This is a genomic window from Bacteroides oleiciplenus YIT 12058 (assembly GCF_000315485.1).
Classification (GTDB): Bacteria; Bacteroidota; Bacteroidia; order Bacteroidales; family Bacteroidaceae; genus Bacteroides; species Bacteroides oleiciplenus.
The window spans coordinates 131417-148750 of record NZ_JH992944.1 but is presented as its reverse complement, the minus strand read 5'-3'; the positions used below and the strand labels follow the sequence as shown (position 1 = coordinate 148750).

The following is a 17334-nucleotide window of genomic DNA, read 5'->3' as shown; positions in this document are numbered from 1 at the left end:
ACTGATACTGTTTAAATAGCCGTAGACATACAGCTTGAGTAAAGTACCAAAGCTATAAGCCGAACGGCCTGTAGGACTGTTACCTTTATAAGATGAAAAATCAGGGTGCAATTTGATAAACTGATCGACAAAAACATCAATCAGACGAACAGGGTTCTCACAAGAGATATAAGAATCTAAAGACTCGGGAAGAGTCAGTTGATTGCGATCAAAAGGTTGAATATAGCCCATAAAATTAATCCTATTGTTATCAAAGCAAAGATATAAAATCCTTTTTATACAATATGTCAAAGAACACTTGATTCTTACTTTTTACACAACCTCCCGGGAGGAGGAGTACCCCAACGGGGGGAGGTGGTAGGTGAAACAATAAAATACCTATAAATCACAAGGCTAAGGAATTCTTTCTCACCTACCACCCCGCCCTAAAGGGCATCCCTCCTCCAACTGGAGGAGGGGAGTTAAGATAGTCCGCCTAATTAATTGAGATACTCAGTAAATCATCATTTCATTCATAACTGTACTATAATGAATCGTTTAGTTAGCGCATATAGACAGTATATAGAGCCTGAAAAGGAAAATATAGAGAATTGAAAATGCAATTATCTGATAATTAATGTGATATATGAGTGGCATATAGAACTTTTATATCCCGATATAGAGTGTTTGAGACCTGTTTCACCCCTAAATTTGCATCAGGTAAAAACGAAAAGTGAAACATTAAAATCAATCAAACAATGAAAGCAAATTCAATGAAGACTATCGGGAAAAGACTTGTATGCTTATTCCTTATTATGTGTGCAGCAGTATCCATTTCTGCTCAAACCTATCAACTCTCCGGTTGCGTACAAGATGAAAACAACCAGCCGGTGGAAGTAGCGAACGTTCTTTTAAAACAAGCCAAAGACAGTGCTTATGTCACAGGTATGCTGACGGATGCACAGGGTTGTTTTACTTTTACTCAAACAAAAGGAGAATATCTATTGCATATCACCCTTATTGGTTGTGACGACATCTATCTACCGGTATCCCTGCAAGGAGATAAGAATGTAGGTATGCTCAACTTGAAATCCTCTTCTACCTTCCTGAATGAAGTTACCGTTACGGCTGCCCGTCCGGTCATCAAGCGCCTGGTGGACAGAGTGGTCTTTGATACACACAATGCCATTGCCACTGCCGGAGGAAATGCACTCGACCTTCTGCGTGAAGTGCCTGGTTTGCGTGTTGGTCAGAATAGCATAGATATTATAGGTAAAGGTGGTGTGAAAGTATACATCAACGACCGTGAAACGAAACTCTCAGGTGACGAACTGATAGACTATCTCCGTTCTTATGATGCTTCACAGATTCAGAAGGTGGAAGTCATCACCACTCCTCCGTCCAAATACGATGCGGCAGGCAATGCAGGTATCATTAATATCCGTCTGAAATCACGCCCGAAAGATTATCTGGGTGGTACGGTATCCGCTTCCTATAATGTAGGTGAGAAAGAAAACTATGGTTACGGTGGTGTCAACCTGAATATAAGTAAAGGACGTGTATCTTCTTTTGCCAATGCAGGTACCACGCAAGGCCAGTATAAAACGCTTGAAACGAACCGCCGTTATTTTGCCCTCAATACCTGGGACGGACGCACGGATTACAAGAACTACATGGCGAGCTATTATGGACAGGCCGGTGTGGACGTTGCTCTGGAACGGAACTGGACAGTGGGCTTGCAGGCTGTTTACAACCATAACTCCCCCAAAGATCATATCGCTGCTTCCACAACAGAAGTGTACGATGTTTCTACCGCTCGTCTGGATTCCCTTTTGTTCTCAGACAATAGAGAAAATACGGAATCCGACCGCCTTAACCTGAACTTCCATACCGATAAGACATGGGGTGATAAAGGTAAGAAAATGACTTGGGATGTGGACTACCTGCGTGATAAACGTGACGAAACCGCAGGCTTCTTATCTGAGACTCAAACTCCCGGTGGTGCAGTAATTCCCGGAACAAACTTCGATTATAATTATCTGCAAGACCGCAAAGTGGATGTGTTTTCTTCCGCTCTCGACTTTACGCTTCCGTTTGAGAAGTACAAGATAACTACTGGTGCCAAAGTATCCTTTACGAATACCCGCAACCGCATCGACTATGATACTTCAGACCCGACACTGGTTCAGGACGACTATTTCCACTATAAGGAACAAATCTACGCCCTTTATGCCGATTATAGCCGTGAGTTTTCGAAGCATTTCTCCATGCAGTTGGGTTTGCGTATGGAACACACCCGCACCACCGGTATTTCCGAGTCGGAGAATAAGACGGATAAGCATGACTACACCCGCTTGTTCCCTACCGTCTATTTCCTTTATTCCCCGAATGAAGGCCATGCGTTGAATCTTAGCTTCTCCAACCGTATTGCCCGCCCTTCGCAGAACATGGTGAATCCTTTCCCGTTCTATCAGAACAAATATACCTTTGCCCGTGGAAAGGAAGACCTGAAACCCTGTTATACCTATAATGCCGAATTGGGGTATACACTGAAGAATAACTTCAACGTTTCACTCTATTACTCTTATGCAGATGATGTGTTCTTCCAGATAGTAGGTCTGGATCCTGAAACGAATGTCAGTTCTTTCTTGTGGGACAATTTTATGAAGACGCATAAGTTCGGCATTAATAATTCGTATACGTTTCGCACAAAGTGGTTGCAGACTTATGCACAGCACGGAGTGAATTACAGCCGCACTACATCTAGTGCCGCCTCCACCCCGTCCGAAGAAAAAGGTTGGGCGTATTATGCCAGCCTGCGCAATACGGTCTTCCTCAATGCGAAGAAGACGTTCCTCGGAACACTTTCCGGTTCGTTCACTTCCAAGTCTTATCAGGGTATTTACCTGATGAAACCCACCTATGGCATCAGTGCAGGATTGCTCTACCGTATGCTGGACAATAAACTCAGTCTTAGTCTGAATGCTAACAATATTCTGGTCAGCCATTCAAAGATGGAAGTTGTTTCCAATGGTGTCCGGATGACTGTAGACAATCAGTTCTCCTTTACCAGCTTCCGCATAGGTGTTTCCTATACATTCGGTGGAGACATCCGGAGCAAGGGGCAGAGAAATAGTAACAGCGATATTCAGAACAGATTATGATGAAGTTTAAAATAGTCTCTTTGATTGCTTTCACCGTTTTTACCTGACTGAAAGTTTAGAGATGGGTGGTCTGTCAACTTGAAACAAGGAGTTGTTTCGGTTTGGCAGACCATTTTTATTGTATCATTCCACCTTTTCTACCAGTTTTTCCCCCTCGTTCTCTTCGTGATTGTCCATTTTTGCATTAAGATAACTGAACTTAAACAAATCAAACTTAATCATTAAAAATATCAGGAATGAAAAAGATTATTTTGGCAGCATTACTCCTTGGCGTTTTGTCGGGGGGATGTGCACAAGAGGAGGATAATACGTCTCCGTTTCAAGTGGTAGTGGCTCAGGATGGCAGCGGCGATTACACAACTATTCAGTCTGCCATCGATGCGGCACCGGAAAACCGGCAGGAACCCTGGCTTATTTTCGTAAAGAACGGTTCATACAGGGAACAGATCATTGTGCCCGAGACCAAGACTTACATTCATCTCATTGGTCAGGACAAGGACAAAACAATCATTCATCATCTCCTGAATGTGGGTGGAAAACCCGAAGAAGGAACAGAATCGGAGAAAACTGCTTATTGGGAACATTCCGTTCATAATCCCGCTTCCGAAGTATACAACTTTGAAGGCAGCGTAGTGAAAGTGAAGGGCGATCATTTCTATACGGAGAATATCTCTTATGTGAACGACTGGGGAGTAGATAACCAAAATGGGCCGCAGGCTCTGGCTATGAGTAGCCAGGCAGATTGCGCGGCATTCAACAATTGCATCTTCCGTTCTTTTCAGGATACCTGGATGACTTCTACCAATGATTCGGACCGTCATTACGTGAAGGATTGCTGGATTGAGGGCGCTGTCGATTACTTTTATGGCGGGGGAGATGCCCTGCTCGAAAATTGTACCTTATATAATGTACGTAGCGGTTCGGTGATTGTGGCTCCCTGCCACAAGGACGCTAAATTCGGGTATGTGTTCCGTAATTGTATTGTAGATGGCAATGCTTCTGCTGCTGATGGCAGACAAAAGTTGGGGCGTCCCTGGCACAACTCGCCACGTGCCGTATACATCCATACCACGATGCGTATTCCTCTTGCGACGGAGGGGTGGACCAATATGGGTGCCATACCTGCCTTGTTCGCTGAATATGACAGCCGTGATGCTGAAGGCAACATCCTGGACCTGAGCCAGCGCAAAACTGAGTATGACGGACGGGGTCCGAATAATCCTCCGAAAGGCTCCTGTCCTGCCACCATTACGGAGGAGGAGGCAGACGGATATGTGTACGAACGTATCATTCCCGGCAATGACGGTTGGAACCCTCGCGTAATGATGGAAAAACTTCCGGCTGTCCGTGAACTGAAACAGAAAGGAAAGAAAGTGAGCTGGGATGCTGTGCCCGAGGCTGCCGGTTATATCATTTTCGATGATGACCAGGTAGTCGGACTTACTCAAAAGACAGCCCTTTATCTGGCATCCGGAATACGAGGAAATTTGAAAGTATGTGCAGTCAATCGTTATGGTTCATTAGGACTTGAGAGTTCTCTTTAAGTTAATGAATAGTAACGGCACTATAATACATTGACATTTTTTGCATGTGGAATCCCGGGCTTGTGAAAGTCTGGGATTTTTTATATAAACCGCTTGTATTTATTGGTATAACAGATATTTTCCTCTTTTTCCGATAGTTTTTACCCCTCTCTACACTCTTAATTAGTCACTTTTGCATCAGGAAAAATAAGTGAAACTAAATCCTTTATTAATGTGAAACAAAAATCTGTAGAAATGAAAAACAAATGTTTTGTATGGCTAATGGCCATACTGTTGATGGTTCCCATCGGGCTGTCTGCACAAGAGATTACCGTAAAGGGTAATGTGACGGACTCGACCGGAGAAGGTGTTATCGGTGCATCTGTTGTAGAGAAAGGCAATGCCGGCAACGGAACAATTACCGATATAAACGGTGATTTTACCTTAAGAGTCAGTGGAAAGAGTAAGAAACTGGTTGTCTCATACATAGGTATGCAGTCCCAGGAAGTAGATGCTGTTGCCGGAAAAACACTGAGCATTAAGCTTCAGGATGACTCGAAAATGTTGGATGAAGTAGTGGTTGTGGGGTATGGTACAATGAAGAAGAAGGACCTGACGGGATCCGTTTCTTCCATGAACGACAAAGTTCTGAAAGACATTCCCGTAACTTCTGCCTTGCAGGCAATGAGCGGACATCTGGCCGGTGTAAACGTAACGGTGACAGACGGTTCTCCCGATGCTGAAATCAAGGTACGTGTGCGTGGTGGTGGTTCTATCACTCAGGACAACTCTCCGCTGTATATTGTAGACGGTTTTATCGTGAAGAATATCAACGATATCCCTCCCGGCGATATTCAAGATATTACAGTGTTGAAAGATGCCTCTTCTACAGCTATTTATGGTGCCAAGGGTGCCAATGGTGTAGTGTTGGTGACTACCAAGAGTGGTAAGGCTGGCAAAACAGTGGTGGATGTGAACTCTTATGTTGGTATTAAGAAGACGTATAACCTGACGGATGTACTTTCTCCTTATGAATATGTATATTATCAGAAGGAAATCGACTCAAGTCCGAATGTATCCAGTGCCGGTTTTTACAGTATGTATGGTATGTGGGATGATATAGATCTCTACAAGTATCGTGAAGGCATCGACTGGCAAGACCAGCTTTATGGAAATACCGGTGTACAGAAGAACTTCAATGTATCTCTTTCGGGCGGTACGGAAACTATGCGCTACAATATCAGTTATACACGTGATGATGAAGACTATATCATGCTGAACTCTAACTATGTGCGTGATAACTTCAATATTAAGCTGAATAAGTCTTTCGGTAAGGTTATCGATCTGGATATTACGGCCCGTACCACGAATACGGTGATTGATGGTCCTGATGTATCCGGTGGTCGTAAGCTTCGTGATGGTGTCAAATATGCTCCGGTAAAGAGTATCACAACGTTGTCTATGGAGAACCTGGCAGGTACTTCCGAAGAACTTGACTGGGCGGAAGCTGCCAGTATGTTGAATGACCCGATTTATAACATTACCAATGAGTATAAGAAACAATATTCCTTTGTCAACTCTTATAATGCCGGTTTGACATTCCACATTATCAAAGGTTTGGATTATCGTATTCAGGGTAGTTATTCTTACGAGAAAGCTCATACGGATAACATTTGGTTAAAAAAGACTGGTGAGTCTAATGCTAATGGCGGACAGCCTGTTGCCAAGCGTGAATATACTGACGGCTACCGCTTCACGGTGCAGAATCACCTTACCTATGACTTCACTGTTGCGAAAGATCACCGTTTCAATATTATGTTAGGGCAGGAAATCTTTTCCGGTAAGTCGGATAAGATGACTCTTCAGTCCAAGTTTTTCCCGAAAGATTTTACGGCAGAGCAAGTATTGGCTATGTGGAACTATGGTGATCCGCTACCTACTTACAATGATATAGGCGAACCTTCACGTACTTCCTCTTTCTTCGGCCGTTTGAACTATACACTGAAAGATCGTTACTATCTGACTTTTACGGCCCGTGAAGATGGTACAAATGTATTTGCTCCCGGAAAGCAATGGGGGTTCTTCCCTGCCGGTGCATTGGCATGGCGTCTGTCCGAAGAACCGTTTATGGAAGCTACTAAGAACTGGTTGTCCAATGCCAAGGTTCGTTTAAGCTACGGACAGGTCGGTAATGCACGTGTGGGCTCTTACTGGCGTCAGCAATACAGCTTTGAAAGTGCTGCCAACAGACTTTACTATATCGGTGAGAAAGTGCAGAGCGGTTTGAAACCGACCAATACACTCCGTAACGAGAACCTGACTTGGGAAACCAAGACTTCTGCCAATCTTGGTCTGGATTTGGGCTTCTTCAATGATAAACTGAATGTGGTGATCGACGCTTATAATGACGTGACTAAAGATTTGATTCTGGCTGTGGATATCCCAACTCACTCCGGTTATGCCACTCAATATCGTAACCTGGGACAAACAACCAACAAAGGTTTGGAGTTAACTGCCAACTGGTATGCCATTGAAACTAAAGACTTCAACTTGTCATTGGGCTTCAATATCTCTTTCAACCGTAATACGATTGACAAACTGGATGGCTCCGATTCTATGATTGCATCTTCAGGATGGGGCGTAAGCATCGGTTCGGACGACTATCGTGCTATTGTAGGCAAATCTATCGGTCAGATATGGGGATATAAGCAAGATGGTTTCTACTCTTTCGATGATTTCACTTTCAATGAAGAAACAAAACGTTGGATCATCAAACCGGGTGTGGCTGATTGTAGCGATATTATCGCAACCAGTGGTAACTGGTTTGGTCCGGGGCACATGAAACTGAAAAAACTGACGGATACTGATTCTGATAAGATTACGACAGATGACCGTACTATTATTGGTAATACTATGCCGAAACATACCGGTGGCTTTAATATTAATGCAGACTATAAAGGTATCGACTTTGGCATACAGTTCAATTGGAGCTATGGAAATGATATCCTTAATGCAAATAAGATTGATAATACAACTTATGCAGGTTCCAAGAAATATCAGAACCTGAGCAGCGATATGTCTTTGGATAAACGTTTTACCACCATTGACCCGGAAACCGGTTACAACATCATGTATGGTGAATATGCTAATCCGGCACGTTTGCAGGAAATCAACCAGAATGCCACTATTTGGCATCCGTTGATGAACTCCACTGTTCTGACGGACTATGCTATTGAAGACGGTTCATTCCTTCGACTGAGTAACCTGACTATCGGTTACACATTACCAAAAGCATGGACAAAGAAGTTCCTGGTTGAAAAACTCCGCGTGTACTTCACCGGTTACAACCTGCATTGCTGGACTAAGTATTCCGGGCAGGACCCTGAAGTAGATACCCGCCGCAGCACTCCGTTGACTCCGGGCGTTGACTACTCTGCTTATCCGAAAGCACATTCATTCTTATTTGGTATTAACCTGACACTTTAAAAAACTAATAATCATGAAGAAATTATATATATTAACTTTGGCTGCTGCCATGCTGGTCACTACTTCCTGTGATGACTTCCTGGCTACTGATACGCCTTCCAAACAGAGCAACACGAATGTGTTCAACACCGAGGCTATGGCTGAGGCGGCTTTGATGGGAGTTTATGCTACCATGTCCGATACTTACGTTTATGGACAAAAGATTTCTGTAAACTGGCAAAATATCAGTGATACGGAAACCTGTAATCTTTATCTTACCAACTATAAGGAAGTGAACAGTGACTATGGTCAGAATCATTATTACGGTAATTCAGGTAACTCCACTACCCGTTGGAACAATATTTTCCGTTTTGCCGAATTGGCTTCGGCTGCGGTGGAGGGAATGCGTGAAGGAGAATTGCTGAAAACAAATCCGGCAGTGGGTCAGCCGTTGTTGGGTGAAGCTTTAACTCTGAGAGCTTTGGCTTATTTTGAGTTGGTACGTATTTATGGAGATATTCCTTATAAGAAGACAACTTCCAATTCTGACCTTTCCAATGTATATATCGGCAAGATTGACCGTGATTCTGTTTATGCCGACCTTGTGAAAAACTTGCAGGAAGCAATTGGATACCTGCCTTGGTTGGGCAGTGGTAAAGCTTCTACGGCAGAACGTATCAGCAAAGGATTCGCAAAAGGGCTGTTGGCACGTGTAGCATTGTTTGCCGGCGGCTGGTCGTTACGTGATGGAAATCAGTTCCCTGACTTACAGTTGGAGAAACATCCCTCTATTCCTGAAATGAACGGCTACTATGTAGGTCGGGTAAAAAATTATAAGGAGTATTATGAAATAGCAGCTAAACAATGTGCCGAGATTCTGGGTGATCCTGAGAATCCGCATCAATTGGACCCCGATTTTGAAAACATCTGGAAGACGGTGAACCATCTGGATCAGAATCCTTATAACGAAAATTTGTATGAGGTAGGCTTAGGTGTGGGTAATACTGGTGATGTTGGTACTCTGATGGGCTGGGAAGTACAGCAAGGTTCTATGTACGGACAGCAAGGTATGGGTAGCAGTTATGTTACTTCTACTATCTATTATTTCTATTCTTTTGGCAAAACCGATAAACGTCGTGATGTAACACTGACTTTCGGCCGTTGGCGCAAAGAAAACTATGAGGACTTTAGTCTTAATGCAGTAAACGTTCACTATGCCAAATGGCGTATGTATTGGACTAGTGAAACTTACCGTGCCCTTCACTTGGCGGCTGCCGGCCGTGTAGCTACGGGTATCAACTGGATTGTGATGCGTTATTCTGATATCTATCTGATGTTTGCTGAGGCTATGAACGAACTTTATGGTCCGGACCAATTGAACACAACTGCCGGTATGACTGCCCGCCAGGCTTTGGAAAAAGTTCGTGAGCGTGCATTTGGTACAGGGTCTTCTGAAATCCTGCAATATGATTCTGATTTCTTCAATGCTATCGTGAATGAACGTGCCTGGGAGTTTGGTGGTGAAGGCATTCGTAAGATGGACTTGATTCGTTGGGGATTACTCGATACTAAGATTGAAGCCATGAAAGAAACTCTTTGTCTGATGCTCGATAATCAACATCCGGTGACGATTTTTGATAAGACATATCAGCCTACGGACTTCCCTACGGTATTGTATTACAAGAAGAGAACAGATGACAATCTGTATGTAGACTATTCAAGTCCCAACTATTATCAGGAGTTGGGTACAGCCCCTGCTGGTTATGAAAAGCTGGATTGGTTCCCGAAAGCCTATGCGAAACCTGAAACCGGTTCCGGCACTACTTACCGTGACGAACTTGCCAAGATTCTGGTGATGGCAACCGGTATCAATGCATCTTATGACTATAGTGCATTGCTTAGCAGATTGAAGAATGGTGCCGAAATTGGAGATATGTTGAAACAATATCCTATCGGTAACGGAACTTGTAATTACCGCCATCCATACGCTATCTATGATACGGACATTTATCAGTCAAAGGGTAATCTGGTAAATTCCTACGGTTATTAATAAACGGACTATAGAATTAAAAAATGAAGATTATGAAACTTAAAAACATATTCGCATCCCTCGTAATGGCAGCCGCAGTCTTTTCATCGTGCGACCGTGACGTGAATGACTGGGAAGTGGCTACCGGTGAGAACCGTCTGTTCAAGCCTTTGATTTTTGAGGCAAGCAGCCTGAAACCTACTTCCATCCAAATTAAACACACTAGAGTGGTTGATGCAGCTAATTACGTGTTTGAATTCAGTAAAGATGCTGACTTTACAACAATTGATAAGTCGATTGTGATTTTAGCTGATACTTTGACCCCGTTTGCAGACTCCAATACAGCCATGAAAGTGGAATATCGTACGTGGTTTGAAGGCTTCGATGGTACTACCAACTACTGGGTACGTATGCATGCTGAGAATGCCGATGCATCCTTGAAATCCAAACTGAGCTCATTTACTTTCACTACGCCGGCTGAACAAATCTTCAGAGGATGCAGACCGACGGTAAACAGTCTTACTATGCTTTGGGAACAGACTGACCGTGTAACTAACCTTGTGCTGATGGATACGGACAGTGTAGTGGTTGAGAACCATGCATTGACCGCAGCTGAAATACAGAATGCCAGTGCTACTTTTGAAAGTCTTGAAATGGGTACTTCTTATATTGTACAGATATTCTATAATGAAGTATTGCGTGGAACGATGGATGTGAAAACTTCCGGTTTTATAAATAGTGTTGTTCTTAATGTTCCTGGTTATATGGGAGTGGAAAATATCAATGAATTCCTGGCTGAATATGCTGGAAAAGGATATAAGAGAGCTACAATAAATTTTGCGGCCGGTTTGGAATGGAATTTGGAAGGTACGATTATGATTCCAACCGGAATAGAAGATGTGAGTTTCGTCGGTTCGGAAGATGCCAGTGGTAAGTTGTCGCAACTGAACAAAGTCTATTTCGCAATTGAAAGTGAAGTGAAAGATGTAAACTTCGAATATCTCAGTATGAATTCAGACGGTGGATTTATGTTCCAGGTAGGTGCAGAGAAGTTCCATGATATCAACTTTGAGGGTTGCGAAGTGAAGAAGGTTAACTCTGCGGTTCGCCTCCACAGTGGTGCCGAAGGTAATAGCATCAACTTTAATAACTGTCTGGTATCAAATACCGGCGGTTGGAGTTTCCTTAATGTAGGTTCAGGATGTACCATTCCTTCTATTAATGTAACGAACAGCACACTGACCGAGTTTAACACCCGTATTGCTGATATACGTGTGAAGACTGATATCAAGTTCAAAAACATAACTCTGGTAAATATTGCAGAAAAGATGACTCACCTTTGGTTGCTTGACAATAACTCCAGACCGACACTGACTATTGAGAATTGTATTTTTGCCGGTCCTAACGGTGGTCAGAAACTTCACTCTACAAATGGTAACTACGGTAATGTTTCCATTTCTTATGGTGGCTCTTACAAAACAAATGATCTGGTGGAGGACTCTCGCCCGTTAGCCGATATCACAGTTGTGAATTTGGATATCTACGGATTGTTTGTAGATCCTGCCAATGGTGATTTCCACATTAAACCGGGTGCCGGATTTGCAGGAACAGGCGTGGCAGGAGACCCGAGATGGTTTTAATTTGTAGGTATTAGATTCAGGATAAGATTCTCTCAAAAGAAAGTCCGGGCTTAGGAAAGTCCGGACTTTCCTTTATATTCTGATGGAGTCATTCCCACCTGCTTCTTGAAACATTTACTGAAATACTTAGGATCATTGAAGCCTGTCATATACGCTACCTGTGAGAAATTATATTCTCCACTATCTATTAACTGTACAGCACGTTTGATTCGTATTTCTCGTATAAAATCTACTGGTGACAAACCAATGATGGACTTCAACTTCTGGTAGAAGACTGTACGTCCCAGTCCCAACTTCTGTGCAAACTCTTCGATAGTCAGCTCAGAATTATCCATTTCCTTTTCCATTATTTCCATTACTTGCTGCATGAACTGCTCGTCATAAGGCGTGATTTGTGGTTGGGAAGGAGACAAATCAATGGGAGATGCCGATGCTTTTTTCTGTTTTTCTGACCATTCTTTCCAGTAAATTTCCTGTAATTGTTTGCGTTGATGCAATAGTGACTTGATGCGGGCTTTCAGGTAAGTAGCACTGAAGGGTTTGGTGATGTAGTCATCTATACCTTGCTCTAAACCGGAAATACGGTCGTCTAATGAAGATTTGGCAGATAACAGAATGATAGGTATATGGCAGATGTTCCGGTTTTCCTTGATGCTCTTCACCATATCCAGGCCATCCATTACTGGCATCATGATATCACTAATGATAAGATCGGGAACATACTCCTGTGCACGTTCCAAACCTTCCTGACCATTAGTTGCTTCAATAACTTTATAATTTTCCGAGAGAATGGTATGCAGGAAGCTCCGTAGTTCCGTATTATCCTCCACAATCAGTATAGAGATCGGAGTTGCTTCATCCATATCAGCGGATACCGTTGAAGAAACTTCATCGGTAGTACTGACAGTTTCTGTAGAAGTCCCGTCATCCAATATAAATTCTGTGTTCTCATTTGTTTCATATACCTTTTTCCCCATTGGCAGTGTGACGATAAATTCGCTACCTACTTCGGGCTGACTCTTTACTTCGATGCTGCCGCAATGAAGCTCTATCAGCTCCTTTACAAGTGACAGACCGATACCGGAGGACGGTTGCAATATATTATATTTCACCAGTGTTTCAAAACGTTGGAAGAGCGTTTGCTGTTTTTTCGGGTCAATGCCGATACCTTCATCGGTTACGGACACTTTTAATTTATCCTCTTCCACGTTGGCATAAACTGTAATGGATTTATTTGCCGGAGTGTATTTGAATGCATTGGATAACAGGTTGAAGATAATCTTTTCGAATTTGTCCTGATCGATCCAGGCAGATATTACTTCCTGGTTCGTTTGTAACTGATAGTTTATATTCTTCTCTTCGGCAATGAGGCGAAAATTATCCATTACTTTTTGCAGCAATGCAATCACATCTGTCTTTTCCAGTAATACTTTCATTTTCTTATTTTCTATTTTTCGGAAATCCAGTATCTGGTTGACTAGACGAAGCATGCGTTCTGTGTTCTTATGTACCAGCGTCAGGTGCTTGCGTGCGTTGGTAGAAAGAGTTTCATGTTCCAGTACTTCGGTTACCGGACTGGATATGAGTGTTAACGGAGTGCGTAATTCATGTGAAATATCGGTGAAGAAGCGTAACTTAATGTTGGCTAGTTGTTGTTCAATACTTATCCGGTGTTGCAACTTGTAGATATAAAGAATAATATAGACGATGGTTGCTGTTGATAGTACAAACAATGCAGCATAGAGTATCCATGCCCAATACGTTTCCCAAAATGTGGGAAGTACGGTGATGGGCAGTATTCGTGTTTTCTCTGTCCATACTCCGTCACTGTTGGTGGAACGTACCTGTAATTCATAGTTTCCCGGAGGAAGATTGATATAGTTTGCAGAACGGCTGTTATCTACTTCATTCCAGTGTTCTTCCAGTCCTTTTAAACGGTAGGCATAGCTGATAGATGCCGGATCTGTATAGTCCAGCGCGGCAAACTGAAAGATCACGTTACGTTCGGAGGGTTTCAGTTTTAATTCTTCCAGATCATCAATGTCCAGCTTTTGTGAAGTACCTTGTATTTTCAGATCCGTAAAAACGATAGGTGGGGCATAGGTGCTCTTTCTGAGCTGCTCAGGTGTTATTTTCAGAACCCCGATATCCGTACCTAACAGTAGTTGGTGCTGTTTATTCTGTACGGGGGCAGCTTCGGTAAAATAGAGTTCCCGTTGCAGATATTTCTTGTCATAATATTCGAAAGTCTCCTTTCCCGGATTGAAACAACTTAATGCATTTTCTGCTATTATCCAAAGATTTCTCTGACTGTCCTCAATCATGGACAGCACAAGGTCGGATGGCAGGCCATCTTGTGTGGTGTATGTTTTGAACTCAATTTCATCACTTAACAGATTCTCAGATAATATCTTATTGATGCCACCGGTAAACGTGAGTACATAGGTGTCTTTTCGGCTGTCTGTATAGATATAGGTGACGTCATTACTGCTAAGGCTGGACCTCTTATTCGGAATTCGTATGTTCCGGTGGAAACTTATTTCTTCCGGGCGTGTGAATTCGGAAGAGAAGGTTAGTAACCCTTCCGTTGTAGCTACCAGTAATGCATTATCGATTTCAGTAATATACCGTACTTTCGCAAAATGTGCTTGGGGATACTTGTTAAGTTGGTTGCCGTTATGCAGGAAGCGTATTTCACCTTCTGGTGTCTCTTCCAGCAGATTTAATCCTCCTCCGAAGCAGCCTATCCAAATACGTTTACGACTATCTTGATAAATAGTGTAAATACTATTATGACTTAGACTGTACGGATTGTCCTTCTGGTGGGCAAACTGAGTTATCTTGAAACGGTTATCGCTGGCTCTTTCTACTCGGAAGAGCCCGTCCTGTTTACTGCCCATCCAGATAATTCCTTTTGTATCTTCCATAAAACAGTAGATGTTTTTGGAAAATGATATAGGTTTCGGGCTGATGTTACCTTCTGGGGTCAGATATCCCTTTAGGTTTCCATCTGCCTGATAAATTCTGATGAACCCCTTTTTGGTGGTTACCCAGAAGTCTTTTTCCTGGTCTATAAGGAAAGCGCGGGTTTCGAAGCCGTTATCAATGGATTCCAGATGGCAGGCATGGGGGAAGAATGATATCTTGGTTACGTCCCAGTTATTGCAGAACCATAGGTTGCCTTGGCAATCGAGGAAGTAGTTGAGAATGTTGGGACTGTATTTGGATCCCGGATCATTATAGTTGGTGTAATATGGTTTTAATTGTCGGTCTTTCCGGTCATAGTAACAGAAACCGCCATTGTGAGGATTCATCCATAAGGTTCCTTGTAAGTCTTCGAAGATAAAATCACGGTTGACACGCTCAGCATTTGGAAGATCCTCCTGAGGAGTTATATAATGTTGCTTGTCTTCTGTAGATAAGTTGTAGCGTACTACTCCGTCTATATCAGAAAACAACCATAATTCTCCATGCCGGTCTTTAAATGCGGATGAAACTCTGGATGACGGATAGGTTGGTGTACGAGGATCGATTTGCCGGAATTTCTTGTTTTGGGCAAAGAAGATATATAAGCCGTTGTCTGTACATAATCCGATACTATCTTTTCCCAGACTCTGGATGGAGTAGATGTTATTGGAAGTTGGGAAAGGCATTTTATAGAACTGAAGGTGTTGTGTTTGGGGGTGATATATGGCGATTTGGTTGTCAGGGGATACCAGATATATATTACCATTATCTTCCCTGATACTCTTAAAGGGAATATCAGATTCTATTTTCTTCTTTCCGATAATGGAAACTCCTTTGTCGGTCAATATCCACTCATCCCCATCACTATCTTGGTGTATGGTGATGATGTGATTACCTTTTAGGTTCTTCTGTTTCGGGCTGTAAAGAGTGATTCCTTCCCCTTCTTTACATTTTTGTTCATCAATCCGGAAAGCTTCTTTTTCACATACAATCCAACTAATTCCTTTTGGAAGACTGTAGACGATACGTACAGCGTAAGATTGTTGGTTCCGAACTTCGATTGGGCGTAAGATATCCGTGAATTTTTCACTACGGCTGTCAAACAGGTAGATGCGATAGTCATAAGTCTGGCACCAGATGTCACTGGTTTGTGTAGGGGTGATGTATGATAGGCGGTTACTGGTCAGTGTATTGCCATCTCCGGGATATGCTTTATAATTTTTAAAGGTATATCCGTCGAATTTATTCAGCCCGTTCCATGTGGAGAACCAGATAAATCCTTTGGAGTCCTGTATAATGTTCATTGCTGTTCGTTGTGACAGTCCGTTATAAGCTGAAAAATGCTGGATCTGACATACGGGTTGCGCAATAACTTTACAGGATATGAAAAGTAAAAGTAGCAGTAAATGAATGCTTTGTGATATAGTGCATTTTTTCATAATATGGCTAATTATTTCTTCTATAGGCAAAGATACAACAAAAACTACTTTTCTCCTTAATAATCTTTAATTCCTTGCAAATTCTTCCTTTCTTTCTTGTTTTTCTAATGAATTATTCGATATATTTGTGATATCAAAATGATATCAATTAAATCTATAAAGTATGGAAACAAAAGAAAAGGATTTCAACGGTTTTAAGATGAATGGCTTCTTAGGCTTATTTATTCACCTTATTGTATTGCCAGCACTTATCTACTTTGGTTTTATCACTTGCATTCCAACGGCAGTTGTGGCTGCTATTCTTTGCATTGTCTGGTTGGTAATGTTTGCCGGCTATATGCAGTTGGAGCCGAACGAAGCTCGGGCTATGGTTTTCTTCGGCAAATACAAGGGAACGTTTAAAGAAACCGGATTCTTCTGGGTGAATCCATTTCTGGATAAGAAGAAGCTTTCTCTTCGTGCCCGTAACCTGGACGTGGAACCTATCAAAGTGAATGATAAGATTGGTAACCCTATTCTCATCGGTTTGGTGTTGGTGTGGAAACTCAAAGATACCTATAAGGCTATGTTTGAGATTGATTCACAGACGATGGCATCTTCGGCTCATACATCGGGGAATGCTAACCAGATTACTATAGGTAATGCGGTGGCTAGTCGTATGAACGCTTTTGAGAACTTTGTGAAGATACAAAGCGATGCAGCTTTGCGTCAGGTGGCCGGACAATATGCTTATGATGATAATGAGGCGGACGCCGAAGGGCTGACTCTTCGTTCCGGTGGCGAGGAAATCAATGAACAGTTAGAACAGAAGCTGAACGAACGCCTTGCAATGGCAGGTATGGAAGTGGTGGAAGCGCGAATCAACTATTTGGCTTATGCGCCTGAAATTGCTGCGGTGATGCTTCGCCGTCAACAAGCTTCGGCCATTATATCTGCCCGTGAGAAAATAGTGGAAGGTGCTGTTTCTATGGTAAAAATGGCTTTGCATAAACTTTCTGAGGAGGAGATTGTTGAACTGGACGAAGAAAAAAAGGCGGCTATGGTCAGCAATTTGTTAGTAGTGCTTTGTGCCGATGAGGCCGCACAGCCGGTTATTAATGCGGGTACGTTAAATCATTAATCAGAATA

Annotated in this window: 8 protein-coding genes; 6 read left to right on the top strand and 2 right to left on the bottom strand. The window is 42.6% G+C overall.

Annotation, left to right across the window (positions count from 1 at the left end; all coding sequences use genetic code 11):
• On the bottom strand, nt 1–231 hold a 231-nt coding region (locus tag HMPREF9447_RS28845), incomplete at its 3' end, for a hypothetical protein (protein WP_009131668.1).
• A 506-nt stretch (nt 232–737) separates the two neighbouring features.
• Here HMPREF9447_RS28845 and HMPREF9447_RS20345 point away from each other — a divergent pair.
• The 5 genes from HMPREF9447_RS20345 to HMPREF9447_RS20325 all read left to right on the top strand — a co-directional run bounded on the left by HMPREF9447_RS20345 (nt 738) and on the right by HMPREF9447_RS20325 (nt 11800).
• Complete coding sequence (locus tag HMPREF9447_RS20345) at nt 738–3143, top strand: TonB-dependent receptor domain-containing protein (protein WP_009131667.1); 2406 nt, start codon at nt 738–740, stop codon at nt 3141–3143.
• A 236-nt stretch (nt 3144–3379) separates the two neighbouring features.
• Nucleotides 3380–4687, top strand: a complete 1308-nt coding sequence (locus HMPREF9447_RS20340) for a pectinesterase family protein (protein ID WP_009131666.1) — start codon at nt 3380–3382, stop codon at nt 4685–4687.
• Nucleotides 4688–4921: 234 nt separating this feature from the next.
• Nucleotides 4922–8152: a SusC/RagA family TonB-linked outer membrane protein gene (locus HMPREF9447_RS20335; protein WP_044138494.1), complete on the top strand. Its 3231-nt coding sequence runs from the start codon at nt 4922–4924 to the stop codon at nt 8150–8152.
• Between the two features lie 13 nt (nt 8153–8165).
• Nucleotides 8166–10181, top strand: coding sequence for a RagB/SusD family nutrient uptake outer membrane protein (locus HMPREF9447_RS20330; RefSeq protein ID WP_009131664.1), 2016 nt, complete (start codon nt 8166–8168; stop codon nt 10179–10181).
• A 32-nt stretch (nt 10182–10213) separates the two neighbouring features.
• On the top strand, nt 10214–11800 hold the full coding sequence (locus HMPREF9447_RS20325) for a DUF5123 domain-containing protein (RefSeq protein WP_009131663.1): 1587 nt from the start codon (nt 10214–10216) through the stop codon (nt 11798–11800).
• 50 nt (nt 11801–11850) lie between these two features.
• On the opposite strand, the gene HMPREF9447_RS20320 is transcribed toward HMPREF9447_RS20325, so the two are convergent.
• The gene (locus HMPREF9447_RS20320; protein ID WP_009131662.1) at nt 11851–16206 is read right to left on the bottom strand and encodes a hybrid sensor histidine kinase/response regulator transcription factor; all 4356 of its coding nucleotides are present in this window, start codon (nt 16204–16206) and stop codon (nt 11851–11853) included.
• A gap of 163 nt (nt 16207–16369) precedes the next feature.
• Here HMPREF9447_RS20320 and HMPREF9447_RS20315 point away from each other — a divergent pair, with 163 nt between their 5' ends.
• Complete coding sequence (locus HMPREF9447_RS20315; protein WP_009131661.1) at nt 16370–17326, top strand: SPFH domain-containing protein; 957 nt, start codon at nt 16370–16372, stop codon at nt 17324–17326.
• The last annotated feature ends 8 nt before the right edge of the window (nt 17327–17334 follow it).

Excerpts from the sequence above, each read along its gene's own strand:
- HMPREF9447_RS20345 (WP_009131667.1), top strand. The coding sequence starts at position 738 with ATGAAAGCAAATTCAATGAAGACTATCGGGAAAAGACTTGTATGCTTA.
- HMPREF9447_RS20340 (WP_009131666.1), top strand. The coding sequence starts at position 3,380 with ATGAAAAAGATTATTTTGGCAGCATTACTCCTTGGCGTTTTGTCGGGG.
- HMPREF9447_RS20335 (WP_044138494.1), top strand. The coding sequence starts at position 4,922 with ATGAAAAACAAATGTTTTGTATGGCTAATGGCCATACTGTTGATGGTT.
- HMPREF9447_RS20330 (WP_009131664.1), top strand. The coding sequence starts at position 8,166 with ATGAAGAAATTATATATATTAACTTTGGCTGCTGCCATGCTGGTCACT.
- HMPREF9447_RS20325 (WP_009131663.1), top strand. The coding sequence starts at position 10,214 with ATGAAACTTAAAAACATATTCGCATCCCTCGTAATGGCAGCCGCAGTC.
- HMPREF9447_RS20320 (WP_009131662.1), bottom strand. The coding sequence starts at position 16,206 with ATGAAAAAATGCACTATATCACAAAGCATTCATTTACTGCTACTTTTA.
- HMPREF9447_RS20315 (WP_009131661.1), top strand. The coding sequence starts at position 16,370 with ATGGAAACAAAAGAAAAGGATTTCAACGGTTTTAAGATGAATGGCTTC.